Origin of the sequence: Pseudomonas sp. VD-NE ins, assembly GCF_031882575.1 — a bacterium.
GTDB lineage: Bacteria > Pseudomonadota > Gammaproteobacteria > Pseudomonadales > Pseudomonadaceae > Aquipseudomonas > Aquipseudomonas fluorescens_BZ.
Window position 1 is genome coordinate 3092670 of the sequence record NZ_CP134772.1, and the last position, 17128, is coordinate 3109797.

Sequence of the window (17128 nt, forward strand, 5' to 3'; positions counted from 1 at the left end):
ATGAACAAGTCGATGACGTGGAGTCTGTTGTTGTCGCTGGCCACCGCAACATTGTTGACCGCCGGTTATGTCGCCGAAGCCGATGCCCGGGGGCAACGCGCTCAGGGACATGCCCGCGCCAACGTCAACCGCGCGCCGGCGCCGAATGCGCAACGGGCGCAGCGGATCAACGCACCGCAGCGCACCAACAATGTCAGCGCCGGTAATCGGGTCAATTCGGGCAATCGGGTCAATGCCGGCAACAACGTCGGCAACCGCACGAACGTCAACAACGGTAACCGAAACGTCAACATCGACAACAGTCGCGATGTCGATATTGATGTCGACGGGCATGGCCGTTATGGCTACGACGATCACTACCATCCGGTGGCGGCCGCAGTGGCGGTAACGGCAACCGTCGCGGCCACTGCGGCGGTGGTAGGGGCAATCTTTACCCCGGCGCAAATGCCCAGCAGTTGTGTGCAGGTGATTCAGTACAACGTCGCCTACATGCAGTGCGGCTCGACCTGGTACCAGCCGCAGTATCAGGGCAGTGATGTGACGTATGTGGTGGTCAATGCGCCTTGATCAGGCTTTCGGCACCCACGCTTGCATCTGCGCGAGCATGCCACGGCCGCCGCGTCGTAACCCGGTGGCGAGGGTCAGCCACGACAGCTCAGTAACGATGACCTGTGCGGCCGGCACCAGCCGCACTTCACCCGCGGTGCCTCCGGCCGGGCCACCGTCGGGCATGAAAATCGTCAGCCAGTCATCCACGCTTTCGACGATCAGACACAGGCGAAAGCCTTCGCCCTCGGCAATTATTCCGACCTTGGAACCGTCCTCGTTTTCCAGCCCGGCAAACCGCGCGGTGGTGTCTTTGAACAACTGGTAACCGGGCAGGTTGCTGAGCAGCTTGTTTTCCGTGGCCTCCAGCGCCCGCGCCGCCGCAGACGTGCGTGCCAGCAGCCCGGCGAGAAAACACAGCACGATCAGACCCAGCAACGTCGCCAGACTCACCAGCGTCACACCCGCCACGTCATAGCCCTTGAACATCGGCAACAACTTTTCGACCGGCCCGCGCAGCAGGTGGATGGCTTTTTCGATCAGCACGACGATCAACACCAACGGCAGAATGAACAGCAGCCCGCCGATCACGGTGGTCTTGATGAACTTGAACATGACGGCTCCTTGAATGACGTGCGATCCGATTCAAGGCTAGCTGATCTCTGTCCACCTGCCGGAAGGCTTCAGCGCCGCCAACTGCCCAAAGGTAATTCGACCTCGCGCTCGGCAGCAGCCAGGGCTTTCTCCAGCCCGGACTTGTCCAGCGGAGCGCAATAGGCCGGTTTTGCCCGCTCGAATCGCCAGCTCTCATCGAGGCCTCCGGCGTCGACTGCATCGAAGCCGAGGTCGTCCAGCAAACCCACGACCAATGCCTTGGCGTCAGCGTCATCTGCGGCGACGGGCAGGGCGCGCCGCTCGCTGGAGCCGTGCGGGCAGGCATCGGTGAGCAAGTCTGCGGCGAGGATGGCATTGAACACCTTGACCACGGTGGCGCCCTGCAGATGCTCGGCGAGCAAACGGCTGGTGGTGGTCTGGAAGGTATCGAGTGCGGCGATGTGGCCGTCGCGATCGGGGTAATAGTTGTTGGCGTCGAGCACGGTTTTGCTTTCGAACCAGGTTGGCGGCAGGCTCGGGATGTGTTCGTAGGGGATGGCCAGCAACACCACGTCGGCAAACTGTGTGGCCTGTTCGGCCGTGCCGATCTGGCAGCCGGTGATGCCGGCGAGCACGCTGCTCATGGTCTTCGGGCCGCGTGAGTTACTGAGCATCACCTCGTGCCCGGCGGCGAGGGCGATTTGCGCGACGGCGCGCCCAATGAAGCCGGCTCCAACGATTCCAATGCGCATGGTGTGTTCCTCTGTCAGGTGGGGAGCCACTATGATGATTCCTGACCAAGTGCAGATAAATTGCACTCTGTTACTTACTTTCGCTAACAGGAGTTTCGAATGGATCGGCTGACCAGCATGGCGGCGTTCGTGATGGCGGCCGAAGCGGGCTCGTATGCCAGCGCCGCGCAACGCCTCGAAATGTCGGCGCAAATGGTCGCCAAGCACGTTGCCGCCCTCGAACAGCGGCTGGGTGCGCGGTTGCTCAATCGCACCACGCGCCGGCAGAGCCTGACCGAGCTGGGCCAGGCCTACTACGAGCGCTGCAAGCACATCGTCTCTGAGGCGGAGGCCGCCGATTCGCTGGCGCAAGTCATGAACGACACACCGCGCGGCAAGCTCAGGGTCAGCGCGCCGGTGAGCTTTGGCTCTTACAGTCTGATGCCGTTCGTGACTGCGTTCTTGCGCGAATTCCCTGAGGTGGAAATCGACTTGCACTTGACCGACCGCGCCGTGGATCTGGTGGAGGAGGGGTTTGAGGTGGCTTTCCGGATCGGCCCGTTGGCCACGGCCAGCCTCACCGCGAGGCCATTGGCCGCGTATCGCTTGATTGTCTGCGCGGCGCCACGCTATCTGGCAGAACACGGCACGCCGCAAGTGCCCGCTGATCTGCAACAGCATGAGTGCCTGGGCTATGCCTACTGGTCACGGCCTGCCGATCACGAGTGGTCGTTTTTCAACGGTGCGCAGGTCGAGCGCGTGCCGGTGAGCAGTCGCTTGCACGTCAACGAGAGCAAGGCGTTGTTAACAGCGGCGGTGGATGGTTTCGGGATTGTGCTGGGGCCTGCCGACTTTCTTGAACCGGCATTGCGCAGAGGCGAGTTGGTGAGGTTGTTGGAGGGGTTTGAGGCGCCGAGCAGAGCGATGCATCTGCTGTACACGGCGCATCGGCAGAAGACTGCGAAAGTGCGCCAGTTCATCGATGCCGCAGTCAGCCGATTTGGCTGACCGGGCGATTTGGATGAGTGAAAAAAGCGACTCAGTTAATTCGCGGATGCTGCTGCACAAGTTCCTTGCGCTTGGCTTCCAGCGCGGCGATTTCGGCGTCGATGTCTTCGATTTTCTGCTCGATGTTGTCGTGGTGTTCTTGCAGCAGTTCCTTGGCCTCTTCAAGATCAGAAGCGGCAGGCGCGGCGCCACGCAACGGCTTGTTGGCGGTTTCCTTCATGGTCACACCGGTGGCCAGACCGACCACGGCGATGACCATCAGGTAATACGCCGGCATGTACAGATCGTTGGTGCTCTCGACCAGCCAGGCGACCACGGTCGGGGTCAGGCCGGCAATCAATACCGAGACGTTGAACGCAGCGGCCAGCGCACTGTAGCGAATGTGCGTGGGGAACATCGCCGGCAGGGTGGAGGCCATGACGCCGATAAAGAAGTTCAGCAACACGGCCAGCATCAGCAGGCCGGCGAAGATCAGCCCGATCTTGCCGCTGTTGATCAGCATGAAGGCCGGGATCGCCAGAATGAACAAACCGATGCTGCCGACGACGATAAAAGGCTTGCGGCCAATCTTGTCGCTGATGAAACCGATTGCCGGCTGCACGAACAACATGCCGACCATGATCGCGATGATGATCAGCACGCCACGGTTTTCGCTGTAATGCAGGTTGTGCGACAGGTAGCTCGGCATGTAGGTGAGCAGCATGTAGTAGGTGACGTTGGTCACCGCCACCACGCCGATGCAGGTCATCAGGCTGCGCCAGTGTTTGGTCGCGACCTCTTTGAACGAGACTTTCGGGCCGCCGGCGAGGCCTTCGCGATCGCCTTGCTCAAGTTTTTCGACGTGCTGCTGGAACGCCGGGGTTTCTTCCAGGGCGTGACGCAAGTAAAGGCCGATCATGCCCAGCGGCAACGCGAGGAAGAACGGCAGACGCCAGCCCCATTCCTCGAACTTCGCCTCGCCCAGCGTGGTGGAAATCAACACCACCACACCGGCACCGAGGACGAAACCGGCAATCGAGCCGAAATCCAGCCAGCTGCCGAGGAACCCGCGCTTGCGATCCGGTGCATATTCGGCGACGAAGATCGAGGCGCCGGTGTATTCACCGCCTACCGAGAAGCCTTGGGCCATTTTCGCCAGCAGCAGCAGGATCGGCGCCCAGATGCCGATCGAGGCATAGGACGGAATCAAGCCGATGGCAAAGGTGCTGAGCGACATGATCACGATGGTCGCGGCGAGGACTTTCTGTCGTCCGTACTTGTCGCCCAATGCGCCGAAGAACAAGCCGCCCAGCGGCCGGATCAGGAAGGGCACCGAGAACGTCGCCAGCGCGGCGATCATCTGTGTGCCGGGGTCGGCGCCGGGGAAGAACACTTTGCCGAGCACATAGGCGACGAAGCCGTAGACACCAAAGTCGAACCATTCCATGGCATTGCCCAGCGCGGCGGCGGTGATCGCCTTGCGCATCTTGGCGTCGTCGACAATGGTGATGTCTTTCAGGCCGATCGGCTTGACGGTTTTCTTGCGTGATTTCATCCGGGTCTTCTCTTTGCTGATCCATCGTGCCGCGTAGATGCCATCTATTTGATGGCGCGTACTCTTTGGCTCAGATACATGAGGACACGAAATAATTCACTGCTCGCTGCTTTTTTTCCTGGCGCACCGGTGTAGGAGCTGCCGAACGCTGCGATTGATCGTTCCCACGCTCTGCGTGGGAATGCAGCCGGGGACGCTCCGCGTCCCAAGATCAAAAGATCGCAGCCTTCGGCAGCTCCTACAGGGATATGTGTTTACCGGCGGATGGCTGTATACGATTGCCGCAGGTCGCTGGCCCAGCCATCCAGCACGACCTTGACGTCATCGGCAGTCAGCACCTGTTTGTCGTTCTCCAGCGGCACCCCGGTGCCTTTGCGCACCACTTCGGCAATCACTTCGCCGGTCGAACCGTCCTCGAACGACACTTCGGTGGCGACTTCACTGTCCTGATCACGAATGCCGGTCGCCGTACTGATACCGGCCGCGACGAGGGTGACCGGCAGCCACTCATAAAAGCGCAAACCCTGAGTGCTGGTCGCCACTTGCGTGATAGCGGGGCGCACCACCAAGGTGTTCGGCCCCGGTTGGTTGACCAGATGCATTACCTTGGCCAACTCCAGCCGCAGCGCTGCGTCGTAGTAGTCAGTGACCCCGGACAGCGTGCTCAGCGGAATCCGCGGCGTCGGCTCGGTACTTGGGTAGAACTGACTCGGCGCCAGATAAACCTGCGTGTATCGACCCCGGGCGAGCGCCGGGTTGACCCACGCCAGAACAGGCTGGCCGGACGGCGACTGGTGTTCGGCCAACACGCTGTAGTCATGCAAAAAACCGCTGTGCTCGACTTTTTTACTGGTGCAGGCCGACAGGCTCAGGGTGGCGGCGAGGGCCAGCAACAGCGAACGCGTGCAGGCCATCAACGGGTTTCCTTGTGAGGTTGCGTAGTGATGCTGTCCGAGCATTCGATGTGCAACTGGCCGTGGCTCATGATCCATTGAATGAGGTCGGCGGCGGCAATGCTGTGGACGTACTCCACCCAGTGCGCATTGGTCGGGCTGAATTGCTCGAAGTAGCGCCGCAGGACGATCCGGCTCTGATCGCTGGACACGCTCAGGCACGACTCCTGAAACACAATCGGCGTATCAGGGCCGAGCGCGGCGGTGCGCTGGCTGAGGATCAAGGGACGGTTGCTGTTGTGCCCCTCGGCGCATTGGTTGTCGTTCAATAGCTTCATGCGAACCCCCTGGATTGGAATGGCCGCAGAATGCCCGCGCGGTTTTGCCAGAGAATGTCCGCTTGATGTCTGGCGCGTAGAAATGTTGCTCGATTGAAATAAATGACCCGGGCGGCGAAATGGCTTTAGATTGGCGTTTTTTCGCCGCATGGATCTGTAACTGTGAGCAGACTGCTGTTCGTCGACGACGACGTGGAAATCCTCGCGCTGCTGAAGAAGTTCTTCGTGCAGCACGCCTATGAAGTCGACGTGGCGTCCCACGGCGAAGCCATGTGGGCGGCAATCGCGCAGAACCGTCCGGACACGATCATTCTTGATCTGATGATGCCCGGCGAAAGCGGCCTGAGCCTGTGCCAGAAGGTGCGCGCGCAGCTGGGCATTCCGATCATCATGCTCACGGCCATGGCGGAGTTGAGTGATCGCATCGTCGGGCTGGAACTGGGTGCGGACGACTACCTGACCAAGCCGTTCGCCCCGCAGGAACTGCTTGCTCGCGTACGTGCCTTGCAGCGTCGCGCCGCTGAACAGCGCAGCCCGGTCGAGCCTTCGCGCCCGGTGATAGCGTTCGCCGGTTGGCATCTGGACATCACCTGTCGCGAATTGCGCTCGCCGGAAAACGTGATGATTCCGCTGTCCGGCGGCGAGTTCGATTTACTCGTGGTGTTCCTCGATCATCCGCAGCGCATTCTTACCCGCGAACAGTTGATCGACTTGACCCACGGCCATGGCCATGACGCCTTCGACCGCAGCATCGATGTGCAAGTCAGCCGCCTGCGGCGCAAGATCGAACCCGACAGCAAGCGTCCGGACCTGATTCGTACGGTGCGCAACGGCGGTTATCTGTTCACCGCCAAGGTCAGCCGCACGTGATCCGCCGTTTGTTGCGCGGCGACACCCTGAGCCGGCGCATTGCCCTGACCATCATTGCCGCGATGGTCGCTTCGCTGGCGTTGAATGCGCTGTTCGTGCAAGTTGCCGGGATCTGGGCACGGCCGCCGATTGAACGCACCGGCCTGCTCGAGCAGATTGCCGCGACCTCGCGAGTGATCGAAGCCGCCCCGGCCAACTTGCGCCCGCAACTGGCCGCAGCGGCGAGCAGCGCCATGCTGCAAGTGTCGTGGAAAGCACAGCGCGCCGACTTCGATCTGCCCAATGACGGCCTTCGCCTGCCAGCGAGCCGGGTGCCGGTGCTGCAGCAACTGCTGGGCAACGATCGAAAAATCGAGGTGTTCAGCCCGGGCGACTGGCCGAAAGGCAGTCCCCAGGCGCATTACGCCGCCGTCGTGCAATTGGTCGATGGCAGCTGGTTATCATTTATCCCGCCGGAGCGCAGCTGGGGCCTGGAATTTGGCGTGCGTATCGCGATCGTCATCGCCTTGGGACTGATCGCTACATTGCTCGTCGCCTGGGTCGCCACCCGGCAACTGGCCAACCCCTTGCAGCGCTTCGCCCGCGCCGCCAGACGATTCGGCACCGATCTACGCGCACCGCCGATCAAGCTCGAAGGCCCCGACGAAATCCGCCAGGCGATCATCGCCTTCAACACCATGCAGGCGCAGATCCAGCACTTCATCGCCGAGCGTACGCACATGCTCGCGTCGATCTCCCACGATTTACGTGCGCCGCTGACACGCATGCGCTTGCGCAGTGAGTTCATGGAAGACCTCGATCATCAGGGCAAACTGATTCGCGACGTTGAAGAGATGCAGTCGATGATCAACGCCGCGCTGGCGTTCTTCCGCGAAGACACGCACCGCGAGCAGACCACCGCGTTCGATCTGTCGGAACTGTTGCAGACCATCGTTGACGATTACCGTGATCAACACCTGCACGTCGACTTCGAAGGCCCGGCGCACCTGGTGTACGAAGGTCGACCACTGGGGATCAAACGGGTGATCGTCAATTTGCTGGAGAATGCGCTGAAGTATGCGCAGTGTCCGGGCATTGCGTTGCGGCGTGACGAGTATTCGATCTACATCGAAGTCAGCGACGAAGGCCCCGGTATTCCCGAGTCGGCGTTGGAGCAGGTGTTCGATCCGTTCTTTCGCCTGGAGGCTTCGCGCAATCGTGATACCGGCGGTGTGGGACTCGGGCTTTCGGCGGCGCGGGCGATTGTGCGCGAGCAGGGCGGCGAGTTGACGCTGAGCAACCGCCACGATGGAGGGTTGTTGGCGCGCGTCGAACTGCCACTCTAAGGCGGACAGCTTGTACGCATTTCTCTGAAACACTTTGAAACATTCGGGCGACGTGGGCGGTCAACAGCTCACATCCCGCATAAGAAGTGTCCATGAAAACCCCGCTTCCTTCCGCCCGACTTGAACCGCTGTCGCAACTGCGCAATCTGAAAATGGCCCGATCCGCGCACGCCTATGTGCGCGGCAGCACTGTGCAGTTTTACGAATGGCTGCACAGCCAGCCGGGACGCAGCCTGCCCAAAGGCCCGGCGGTGTGGATCTGCGGCGATTGCCATGCCGGCAATCTGGGCCCGACTGGCGACCTCAAAGGGCAGATCGATATTCATATCCGTGACCTTGACCAGACCGTGATCGGCAACCCGGCGCATGATCTGGTGCGCCTGGCGCTGTCACTCGCAACGGCAGCGCGCGGCTCAGACCTGCCGGGCGTCGCGACCGCACGCATGCTGGAAGAAATGATGCGCGGCTACGAGCAAGCCTTTGTCGGTGATCTTGATGAAGATCCGCCGCGGCCGGCGCAAGTCAAAGCCGGCATGCGCAGTGCCGTGCAGCGCACCTGGAAGCATTTGGCCGAAGAGCGGATCGAGAACACCAAGCCAACCATTCCGTTGGGCAAACAGTTCTGGACGCTTTCACGCGATGAACGCGCGGCGCTGAAAGCTCTCTGCGCCACCCCCGAAATCCATACGCTGGTGACGTCCTTGAAGGGCCGCTCCAAGGATGATCGGGTGAAAATGCTCGACTCGGCGTATTGGGTAAAGGGCTGCAGCTCATTGGGGTTGAAGCGTTATGCGGTGCTGCTGGGCGTGGGCAAAGGCGATGACGAAGAATATTGCCTGCTCGATATCAAGGAAGCTGTCGGTGCCGCCGCGCCTCGCGCCGCCCGAGCGTCGATGCCCCGCGACAATGGCAAGCGCGTGGTCGAAGGCGCGCGGTTTCTTTCACCCGGGTTGGGCAATCGGATGCTGGCGACACGCATGCTCGACCATGGTTTTTTCGTCCGTGAACTGTTGCCGCAGGACATGAAGCTGGAACTGGATCAGTTGAGTCAGCGCGATGCGATGCTCGCGGCCGGCTATCTGGCGCGGGTTGTCGGCGTGGCGCATGCCCGGCAAATGGACCTGGCCACCCGGTCCGAGTGGATGGCGGATTTGCAAACCTGCCGCTCGAAACGTCTGGATGCGCCATCGTGGCTGTGGACCAGTGTCGTGCAATTGGTTGGCAATCATGAAAAAGGCTATCTGGAACATTGCCGACGCTATGCGCTGCAGCATTGATCCACGGCGCGAATTATTGGGCCAGCCCGGCGAGTGCAATGCCCAACGGCTGCGCCGCTCCCGTTGCAGCGGCTTTCATTTCACTGCGGTAGCCGTGGGGGCTGATGCCCAAATGCTTCTGGAAGGCCCGGCGCATACGCTCCTCACGGCCAAAACCGGCTGTTTCGGCGATGCGCTTGATCGGCTCTCGGGTAGTCTTGAGTAATCGAGTCGCCGTCTCCAGACGCAGGTTCTCCACCGCTTGCGCCGGGGTTTCTCCGGTGGCAGCGACATAGGCGCGGGCAAAATGCCGCGGGCTCATGCCGAATTGTTCGGCCAGCCGCTCGACGCGCAAGTCTCCGTTCAGGTTCGCCGCAATCCAGGCGTGCAGCCGCGCCAGACGCGCGTCCGGGTCGGTGCGCAGGGCCTTGGATTGAGCATTGAGCGAGGCACTGAGCTGCGGCTGTTCGGCATCACGCCACATAAATACCGTGAAGTACCGCGCCAGGGCCAGCGCCGCGTGGGCACCGAGGTCTTGTTCAACCAGACCAAGGGCCAGATCGATACCGGCGGTGGCGCCGCCGCAGGTCCAGAGGTTGCCATCGTGCAGATACAGCGCATCGGTCTGGCAGCGTACCGCCGGGTAGCGCGCCTGCAGTTGCGCTGCAAATTTCCAGTGCGTCACCACTTCGCGGCCATCGAGCAGGCCCGCTGCGGCCAAAGCAAACGAACCCGTACCGATCGAGCACAGCCGACGGATGTCAACCGAGCGGCGGCGTAGCCAAGCGCACGCGGCTTCGTCAGCTTCAAGCGCAGCCATGCCCGGCCCGCCGGCGACGATCAGCGTGTCGATCACCGGGGCCATGGCATCGATCTGTTCCAGCGAACAGGTGGTCACGCTGATGCCGGAAATGGACATCACCTGACCGCCACGCGGCGATGCCACCAACAAGCGGTACGGCGGACTTGCGCTGTAGGGCGCAGCCAGCACGCGCGGTATGGCCGCAAACACCTCAAGCGGGCCGGCCGCATTGAGCAACAGCAAGTCATCGAACGCCAACACCACGACGGTGCGCACAGGCAGCGGCGCGGCGTCCGTCATGGCAGCAAAGGAGGGGTGTTTGGCATGGAGCGACACGGCGGGCCTCGACATACTGAAATCAACGCACAAATGAGCGCACGACAATGCCGGTAAAACTTCCAGCTGCCAAGCGTCTGCTGGCACACCCTCTAAAAGCGCTGCTGTGCGGCGTTGCGTTGCTGCTCAGCCAGCCGCTGTCGGCCACTGCCGAACCGTTGAAACTCGGCGATCAAAGCGGTTTGACCCAGGCATTGCTGCATGCCGCCGGTGAAGATCAACACCTTGCCTATGCGCTGGTGCAAGAAATGCTCGCGCATCAAGCTCATCGTTATGTGCCGATCGAATCCTCGGTCATCGCCTCGCAACAGCATCTGGCCGACCTGTTTGCCAGCGAACGTCTGATTCCGCGACCACTGCAGGTCGGGCAGATCTTCGACGATCGCTTCAACCCTTTACTGCCAAGCCATCCATAACCCTTCAGTTCACCTTGCCGCGTTGCTCGCGGCGGGGGCTCACTCGCCCGGAGAAAAGCCATGCCCAACCTTGAAACCACCACACTCAAGCGCCGCAAAACCGGCCTGATCGCTGTCGATCATGCCCGCAGTGCTGGCGGCTACACGCTGTTCGCGCCACAAACGGCGGATGGCAATGTGTTCCTCATCGACCTTGATGGCGAGGTCGTTCATCGCTGGAAACTGCCTCAGCGCCCCGGCCGCGACGCCGTGATCCTGCGCAACGGCAACCTCGGCTACAACGGCAACCATCCGGATTCACCTGACCTGTTTCCGGGCTGGTCGGTGTGGCATGGCGGCGCATTCAGCGAAGTCACGCCGCAAGGCGAAGTGGTCTGGGAACACACCGATCTGCTTCACCACCACGACGCGCAATGGCTGGACAACGGTAATCTGCTTTACACCACCGCCGAGCCGTTGAGTGCCGATTTGGCCCGGCGTGTGGTCGGTGGCATTCCCGGCAGCGAGGCGCCGGGCGGGGTGATTTATGCCGACGTGGTCAAGGAGGTCGATCGTCAGGGCAACGTGGTGTGGGAATGGCGCAGTTGGGAACATCTGCGACCTGAAGACTATCCGCTGCACAAATGCTTTGAACGCCACCACTGGCCAATGACCAACGCGGTCACGCCGGGTCGCGACGGTAAAGTGATCCTCAGCATGCGCAGTGTTTCTTCGGTGATTGCCGTGCAGCGCGGCAGTGGTGAAGTGTTGTGGCGATTGGGCCACGATCTGGTCGCGCAACAGCATTGCCCGAGTGAACTGGAAAACGGCAACGTGCTGGTGTTCGACAACGGCATCTTCCGCCCGCACGTGAGCATGCCGCACTCGCGCATTCTCGAAATCAACCCGTCGACACAACGCATCGAATGGCAATACGCCGACACCCCGGGGTATGCGTTTTTCACCCCGTTCATGGGCGGCGCGCAGCGTTTGCACAACGGCAATACACTGATCACCGAGGCCAACTTCGGCCGGTTGTTTGAGGTTACTCCAACTGGCGAAGTGGTCTGGGAGTACGTCAATCCGCACTTCGCCACGTACCCCGATGCGGCCTCGCGACGATATTTGCCGGGGGAAAACAACGCGATATTCCGTGCTCACCGTTATCAGCGCGCAGACCTGCCATGGCTGCGTGACTGAGGACCCTGGCTTGCTGTCGTGAAATTTATTCTGTAGATTTTCATGAAATTATAAAAAGATAATTTCATGAGGTCGCGAATGTTTCAGCAATCCAGCCAGCACGTCGACAGCTATTACGCCCACAGTTGCGCCGATATTCTGCGTGATCGGCCGGCGCTGGAAGGTGAACATGACACCGACGTGGTGATCATCGGCGCCGGTTTCAGTGGTCTGCACACGGCGTTGCGTCTGGCCTTGGCGGGCAAACGCGTGATCATGCTGGAGGCCAGTCGTGTGGCGTGGGCGGCCTCCGGGCGTAATGGCGGGCAGGCGATTCTCGGCTGGTCGTGCGATATGCCGCCGCTGGAAGCTGCGCTCGGTCAGGAGCGGGCGAAACGCTTGTGGGACGGCATGCGTTGGGCGGCTGGGGAATTACGCGAGTTGCCTGGGCGGCATGGTTTCGATTGCGACTATCGGCCCGGGCATTTGTGGACCTCGGTGATGCCGCGCCGGGTCAGTCTGCTCAGCGAATGGCAGCATGAGGCCAGCCACAAGTGGGGCCACGATGTGTTGCAGTTCATTCCTCGTGAACAACTGCCGGAATGGGTAGCCACCGATCGCTATCAGGCCGGGCTTTACGACCCTGAGGGCGCGCACCTCAATCCTCTGAAACTGGCCTTGGGCCTGGCGGCCGCCATCGAGCAAGCCGGCGGGCGTATTCATGAACAAAGCAAGGCGCTGAGTTATCAGGAGCAGGGCGGTGGTTTCCGGGTCAACACCGAGCACGGTTCGGTGCGCGCCGATGTGCTGGTGCTGGCGTGCAACGCTTATCTCGATGAACTCGACCCGCAACTGTCCAGCTGCATTCTGCCGGTGGGCACTTACCAGGTCGCCACCGCACCACTGACGCCTGAGCAGGCCAGCGCACTGTTGCCACGCAATGTCTGCGTGACCGACAACCAATTCGTCCTCGATTATTTCCGGCGGACGCCGGACAACCGTTTGTTGTTCGGTGGCGGCTGCACCTATCTGGGCGGTATGCCCAAGGACATTGCGGCAGCGACGCGGCCGTTTCTTGAGCGGGTATTCCCGCAGCTCAAGGGCGTCGGTATCGAGTTTGCTTGGGGCGGGCACATCGACCTGACGATCAAGCGCACGCCGGACGTTGGCGGCGAGGGCAACCGTTATTGGCTGCAAGGCTACTCGGGCCACGGCGTTCTGCCGACATTGGCCGCCGCGCGCGCGGTGTCCGATGCGATTCTTGGCGACGCGGATGAACTGGCGCTGTATCAGGGCTTGAGCAATGGCCGTTTCCCCGGCGGCAAACATTTCGCGGCGCCGCTGGAAGCCATCGGCAAGGCCTGGTATCGACTGCGCGACAGCATTTGATGAGACTTTTTTCGGAATCGCGACCATGAACAAGCAAGAAGAAATCGCCGCGCTGGCGATCCTCATCCACGACCTGCGCAAGCACAAGAAATGGACCCTCAAGGAACTGGCCGACAAGATCGGTCGCTCGGTGGGCTTCCTGTCGCAGGTCGAGCGCGGCTTGTCGCGGCCCACCGTGGCGGACCTGACCGCAATCAGCGAAACCTTCGGCGTGCCGACCACCTATTTCTACAGCCTGCCCAAGCCTAAAGAGCTGCCGTGGGTGACGCGCCCGGACGAGCGCCGCACGCTGTATTACGCCAATGGCATCACCGACATTCTGGTGTCGCCGCAGATCCGCGCCTCGTTCTCGATGCTCGAAAGTCATCTCGAAGCCGGTGCCAGCAGCGGCGACCGCCATCTGACCGACAGCTCGGAGCAGGGCGGTTACGTTCTCGAAGGCGAATTGACGCTGTGGTTGGGCGACGACGAAGAACCGACCACGTTGAAGGCCGGCGACAGCTTCCAATTCGACAGTCATACCCGCTGCCGCTACGGCAACCTCACCGAGCAGCTGACTCGCGTGCTCTGGGTCTACACCTGATCACAACAAAGGATGAACACGATGGACGCTGTCTGCGCTGACCTGCTCGCCGAAGTGCGTGCCTTTCGCCAACGCTACCCCGAGGTGCGTTATGTCGACCTGATTTCCCTGGACATTCCGGGGCACTTTTACGGCAAACGCTATCCGGTCGACATGCTCGAAAAAGTCGCCGCCGGCAGCGTCCTGAAACTACCGCAGAACTGCGTATTGCTGGGCGTGCAGGGTGGTTTGTTTCCGATCGGCGATTACTGCTTCAACGATGGCGACCCGGACGCCGTGCGCCGCCTCGTGCCGGGCACACTGAAGCCGGTGACGTGGGAAGCGCAGCCGCTGGGGCAGATGCTGATCACGTCGGACGGCACAGAGAAACCCATCGAATTCGAACCCCGTGAAGTCCTCGCGCAAGTGCTCAAGCGCCTGGCGCGCAAAGGCATTCACCCGGTGGTGGCGTTCGAGCTGGAGTTCTATCTGTTCGACAAAAAGCTGCGCGATGGCTTGCCGCAATTCCCCCGCGACGACCTGACTGACGACGCCGATGATCAACCGAACCTGCACATCGAGCGTCTCTCACGCTTCGCTCCGGTGCTGGATGAAATGGTCGAAGCGACGCGGGCGCAGGGCATCGACGCCACCGTGATCACCGCTGAACTCGGCCCCGGCCAGTTTGAAATCAACTTCGGCCATCTCGACGACGGCTTGCGTGCGGCGGATTGGGCCGCGTTGTTCTGCCGCAGCACGCGCGGCGTTGCGCTTAAACACGGCTACCGCGCCAGCTTCATGGCCAAGCCGTACTTGCAGCATCCGGGCAGTGGCATGCATGTGCATGTCAGCCTCTACGATTCGGCGGGCAATAATCTGCTGGCCGCGAATCAGCAACAGGCGTTGCGCCACGCGGTCGCCGGTTGCCTGGAATTGTTACCGCACAGCATGCCGATCTTCGCGCCGAACCAAAACTCGATGCGCCGCTTGGGCGGTACGGTGAACACCGCGACCAAAGCCAGTTGGGGCTTTGAGGATCGTGATGCGTGCCTGCGGATTCCCGAATCCGACGTGAAGAACCTGCGGGTTGAATATCGCTTGGCGGGCGCGGATGCCAATCCGTATCTGGTGCTGGCGGCGATTCTGGTGGGGCTTGAACACGGGCTGGAGTCGGGCAAAGAACCCATTGCGCCGCTGAATGAAGATCGCAGCAGCGGGATTGATTTCCCCAAGGAGATGTTCGAGGCCGTGCGCGCGATGCAGCATCAGCCGCAATTGCGTGAAGGGTTGGGCGCTGAGTTTGTCGATGTGTATTGCGAGAATAAACGCCAGGATCATTTGGCATTCATGCAGGAGATTGGGGCGCGGGAGTATCGTTGGTATTTGTGACCCGGTGCTTGTCCAGAGCGCGCCTTAAATGGCCGCTTTTGAGCGCATTGCACGTCTGCTGGCGTGGAAATCGAAGGTCACTCAATGATGCGTGATCGAAAACCGGGCGTATCTCCACAGTCGTTGCGCAGAGACGCAAGGAAAGTGATGTCGAGTAACAAATCGGCCCATTGAAAGGAATCACGTATGACCACCCCATCACCTGCTCACACCCTGAGTGCATTGCCCGATCTTGATTACTACCACAGCAGATCGGTGCTGCTGCCTGTTGAAATAACCACTCTTGATGCCTGGAACTTCATGCGGGCCAAGCCGGGACTGGTCATGCGACTGGCGTTTCGAACGAGGGATGCGATTTCCTCGTTATTCGGCGTGAAGCGCATCGGCGGTTTCTCTGGCGCCCGTCGAGAGGCAATACAGGCTGGCGAAAAGCTGGATTTTTTTCTGGTGGAGCATAGTGCCCCCGACCTGCTCGTTCTGAGCGTAAGAGACCGACATCTGGATGTCATGATTTGCCTTTCGATAACAGATCATGTGTTCACAATCACATCGTCTGTCGTAACGCATAACGTCTTTGGGCGCCTCTACATGTTGCCGGTGGGCCTGGTCCATAAGTTACTGGTCAATAGGGACCTCGAGCGTCTGAAACGCGAGACAGGCGCCGCCGAAACGTGATTGTCGACGCCAGCGTCGAGAAGGGCCGCTATCGACCAGTCTCCACCTAGCGATTGCAGCTTTTCTAGCTACGCTTGCCAGCAAGAGATTGGTGCAAGCACGCCGACTCCTTAATTGTCTGGCAAGGGAGCCAACAACCATGGATAGCACTCACGGCGTTTACCCATCAGCGACCGTTCTGGTAGTCGACGATACCCCCGATAACCTGATGCTGATCGCCGAGTTGCTCAAGGACAAATATCGGGTCAAAGCCGCCAACAGCGGCGAAAAAGCCCTGCGCCTTCTACAGGCCGACCCGCTTCCCGACCTGATTCTGCTGGACATCATGATGCCGGGCCTGTCCGGTTATGAGGTTGCCGAGCAGCTCAAGCTTGACGCTCGCATTCGCCATATTCCGATCATTTTCCTGACCTCGATGACCGCTTCGGAGGACGAGATTCGCGGCTTGAGCCTGGGCGCTGCGGATTACATCACCAAACCGATCATCCCGCCGGTGCTCATGGCCAGGGTCGAGACTCAGATCAAGCTCAAGGCCGTTGCCGATTTCCTGCGCAATCAGAACGATTTTCTGGAGCAGGAAGTGCAACGCCGTACTCGCGAGGTCATCGCCATCCAGGATGTCACGATCCACGCCATGGCTTCGCTGGCCGAAACCCGTGACAACGAAACCGGCAACCACATTCGTCGCACCCAGCACTACATCAAGCGCCTGGCTGAACTGTTGCGCAATCACCCGCGCTTCCGGGACTTCCTCGACGAGGACACCATCAAGCTGCTCTTCAAATCGGCGCCGCTGCACGATATCGGCAAGATTGGCATTCCTGATTGCATCCTGCTCAAACCGGGACGACTCACCCCCGAAGAGTTCGAGATCATGAAGACCCACACCACATTGGGCCGCGACGCCATCCAGCACGCCGAGGATCAGTTGGGAATAAACGTCGACTTCCTTCATCTGGCCAAAGAAATTGCCTACGGCCATCAAGAAAAATGGGATGGCAGTGGCTATCCGCAAGGCGTGGCCACCGATGACATCCCGATCAGCGCCCGATTGATGGCCGTGGCGGATGTCTACGATGCCCTGATCAGTCGCCGCGTGTATAAGCCCGGCATGCCCCACGAACAGGCGGTGAAGATCATCCGCGAAGGCCGCGGCTCGCATTTTGATCCGGATATTTGTGACGCGTTTCTGGCCAATGCCGAGCAGTTCCGCGAAATTGCCGAACGATTCGCCGACAGCGACCAGGACATGGCCAGGCAGTTAGCCCTGCTTGAGCAGATTGCCGACCGTCCCTGAGTCCCGCGC

18 protein-coding genes are annotated in these 17128 nt (G+C 60.8%); 12 read left to right on the forward strand and 6 right to left on the reverse strand.

Annotated features, from left to right (window positions below; all coding sequences use genetic code 11):
* Positions 1-567: a hypothetical protein gene (locus tag RMV17_RS13625; RefSeq protein ID WP_311886841.1), complete on the forward strand. Its 567-nt coding sequence runs from the start codon at positions 1-3 to the stop codon at positions 565-567.
* Here RMV17_RS13625 and RMV17_RS13630 read toward each other — a convergent pair whose 3' ends face one another.
* Positions 568-1161: a hypothetical protein gene (locus tag RMV17_RS13630; RefSeq protein ID WP_311886842.1), complete on the reverse strand. Its 594-nt coding sequence runs from the start codon at positions 1159-1161 to the stop codon at positions 568-570.
* 68 nt (positions 1162-1229) lie between these two features.
* Positions 1230-1892 carry an NAD(P)-binding domain-containing protein gene (locus tag RMV17_RS13635; RefSeq protein ID WP_311886843.1) on the reverse strand — a complete coding sequence of 221 codons (663 nt, stop codon included), beginning with the start codon at positions 1890-1892 and terminating at the stop codon, positions 1230-1232.
* A gap of 99 nt (positions 1893-1991) precedes the next feature.
* On the opposite strand from RMV17_RS13635, the gene RMV17_RS13640 reads away from it, so the two are divergent.
* Entirely contained in the window at positions 1992-2879 is an 888-nt protein-coding gene (locus RMV17_RS13640) for a LysR family transcriptional regulator (protein ID WP_311886844.1), read from the forward strand.
* 31 nt (positions 2880-2910) lie between these two features.
* Here the strand turns inward: RMV17_RS13640 and proP are convergent, their stop codons facing one another.
* From proP to RMV17_RS13655, 3 genes are all read right to left on the reverse strand, one after another.
* Positions 2911-4413, reverse strand: a complete 1503-nt coding sequence (gene proP, locus RMV17_RS13645) for a glycine betaine/L-proline transporter ProP (protein ID WP_034154137.1) — start codon at positions 4411-4413, stop codon at positions 2911-2913.
* A gap of 254 nt (positions 4414-4667) precedes the next feature.
* Positions 4668-5327, reverse strand: a complete 660-nt coding sequence (locus RMV17_RS13650; RefSeq protein ID WP_311886845.1) for a DUF3313 domain-containing protein — start codon at positions 5325-5327, stop codon at positions 4668-4670.
* Positions 5327-5644: a hypothetical protein gene (locus RMV17_RS13655; protein WP_311886846.1), complete on the reverse strand. Its 318-nt coding sequence runs from the start codon at positions 5642-5644 to the stop codon at positions 5327-5329. Before RMV17_RS13655 ends, RMV17_RS13650 begins: the two co-directional genes overlap by 1 nt.
* Positions 5645-5806: 162 nt before the next feature.
* On the opposite strand from RMV17_RS13655, the gene RMV17_RS13660 reads away from it, so the two are divergent.
* The 3 genes from RMV17_RS13660 to RMV17_RS13670 all read left to right on the forward strand — a co-directional run bounded on the left by RMV17_RS13660 (position 5807) and on the right by RMV17_RS13670 (position 9116).
* The gene (locus RMV17_RS13660) at positions 5807-6514 is read left to right on the forward strand and encodes a response regulator (protein ID WP_311886847.1); all 708 of its coding nucleotides are present in this window, start codon (positions 5807-5809) and stop codon (positions 6512-6514) included.
* Positions 6511-7839, forward strand: a complete 1329-nt coding sequence (locus tag RMV17_RS13665) for an ATP-binding protein (RefSeq protein ID WP_311886848.1) — start codon at positions 6511-6513, stop codon at positions 7837-7839. The genes RMV17_RS13660 and RMV17_RS13665 overlap by 4 nt, the downstream gene beginning before the upstream one ends.
* 92 nt (positions 7840-7931) lie before the next feature.
* Positions 7932-9116 carry a DUF2252 family protein gene (locus tag RMV17_RS13670; protein WP_311886849.1) on the forward strand — a complete coding sequence of 395 codons (1185 nt, stop codon included), beginning with the start codon at positions 7932-7934 and terminating at the stop codon, positions 9114-9116.
* A 13-nt stretch (positions 9117-9129) separates the two neighbouring features.
* Here RMV17_RS13670 and RMV17_RS13675 read toward each other — a convergent pair whose 3' ends face one another.
* Complete coding sequence (locus RMV17_RS13675) at positions 9130-10233, reverse strand: helix-turn-helix domain-containing protein (protein ID WP_311886850.1); 1104 nt, start codon at positions 10231-10233, stop codon at positions 9130-9132.
* A gap of 47 nt (positions 10234-10280) precedes the next feature.
* Between RMV17_RS13675 and RMV17_RS13680 the strand changes: the two genes are divergently transcribed.
* From RMV17_RS13680 to RMV17_RS13710, 7 genes are all read left to right on the forward strand, one after another.
* A complete protein-coding gene (locus tag RMV17_RS13680) occupies positions 10281-10649 on the forward strand; it encodes a hypothetical protein (protein WP_311886851.1) in 369 nt (122 codons plus the stop codon).
* 60 nt (positions 10650-10709) lie between these two features.
* Positions 10710-11828: an aryl-sulfate sulfotransferase gene (locus RMV17_RS13685; protein WP_311886852.1), complete on the forward strand. Its 1119-nt coding sequence runs from the start codon at positions 10710-10712 to the stop codon at positions 11826-11828.
* 78 nt (positions 11829-11906) lie between these two features.
* On the forward strand, positions 11907-13196 hold the full coding sequence (locus RMV17_RS13690; RefSeq protein WP_311886853.1) for an FAD-binding oxidoreductase: 1290 nt from the start codon (positions 11907-11909) through the stop codon (positions 13194-13196).
* Positions 13197-13221: 25 nt separating this feature from the next.
* Entirely contained in the window at positions 13222-13779 is a 558-nt protein-coding gene (locus tag RMV17_RS13695) for a helix-turn-helix domain-containing protein (RefSeq protein WP_007913292.1), read from the forward strand.
* 21 nt (positions 13780-13800) lie between these two features.
* Entirely contained in the window at positions 13801-15147 is a 1347-nt protein-coding gene (locus tag RMV17_RS13700; RefSeq protein WP_311886854.1) for a glutamine synthetase family protein, read from the forward strand.
* A 186-nt stretch (positions 15148-15333) separates the two neighbouring features.
* Positions 15334-15822, forward strand: coding sequence for a DUF2867 domain-containing protein (locus RMV17_RS13705; RefSeq protein WP_311886855.1), 489 nt, complete (start codon positions 15334-15336; stop codon positions 15820-15822).
* Between the two features lie 139 nt (positions 15823-15961).
* The gene (locus RMV17_RS13710; RefSeq protein ID WP_311886856.1) at positions 15962-17119 is read left to right on the forward strand and encodes a two-component system response regulator; all 1158 of its coding nucleotides are present in this window, start codon (positions 15962-15964) and stop codon (positions 17117-17119) included.
* Positions 17120-17128 lie beyond the last annotated feature (9 nt).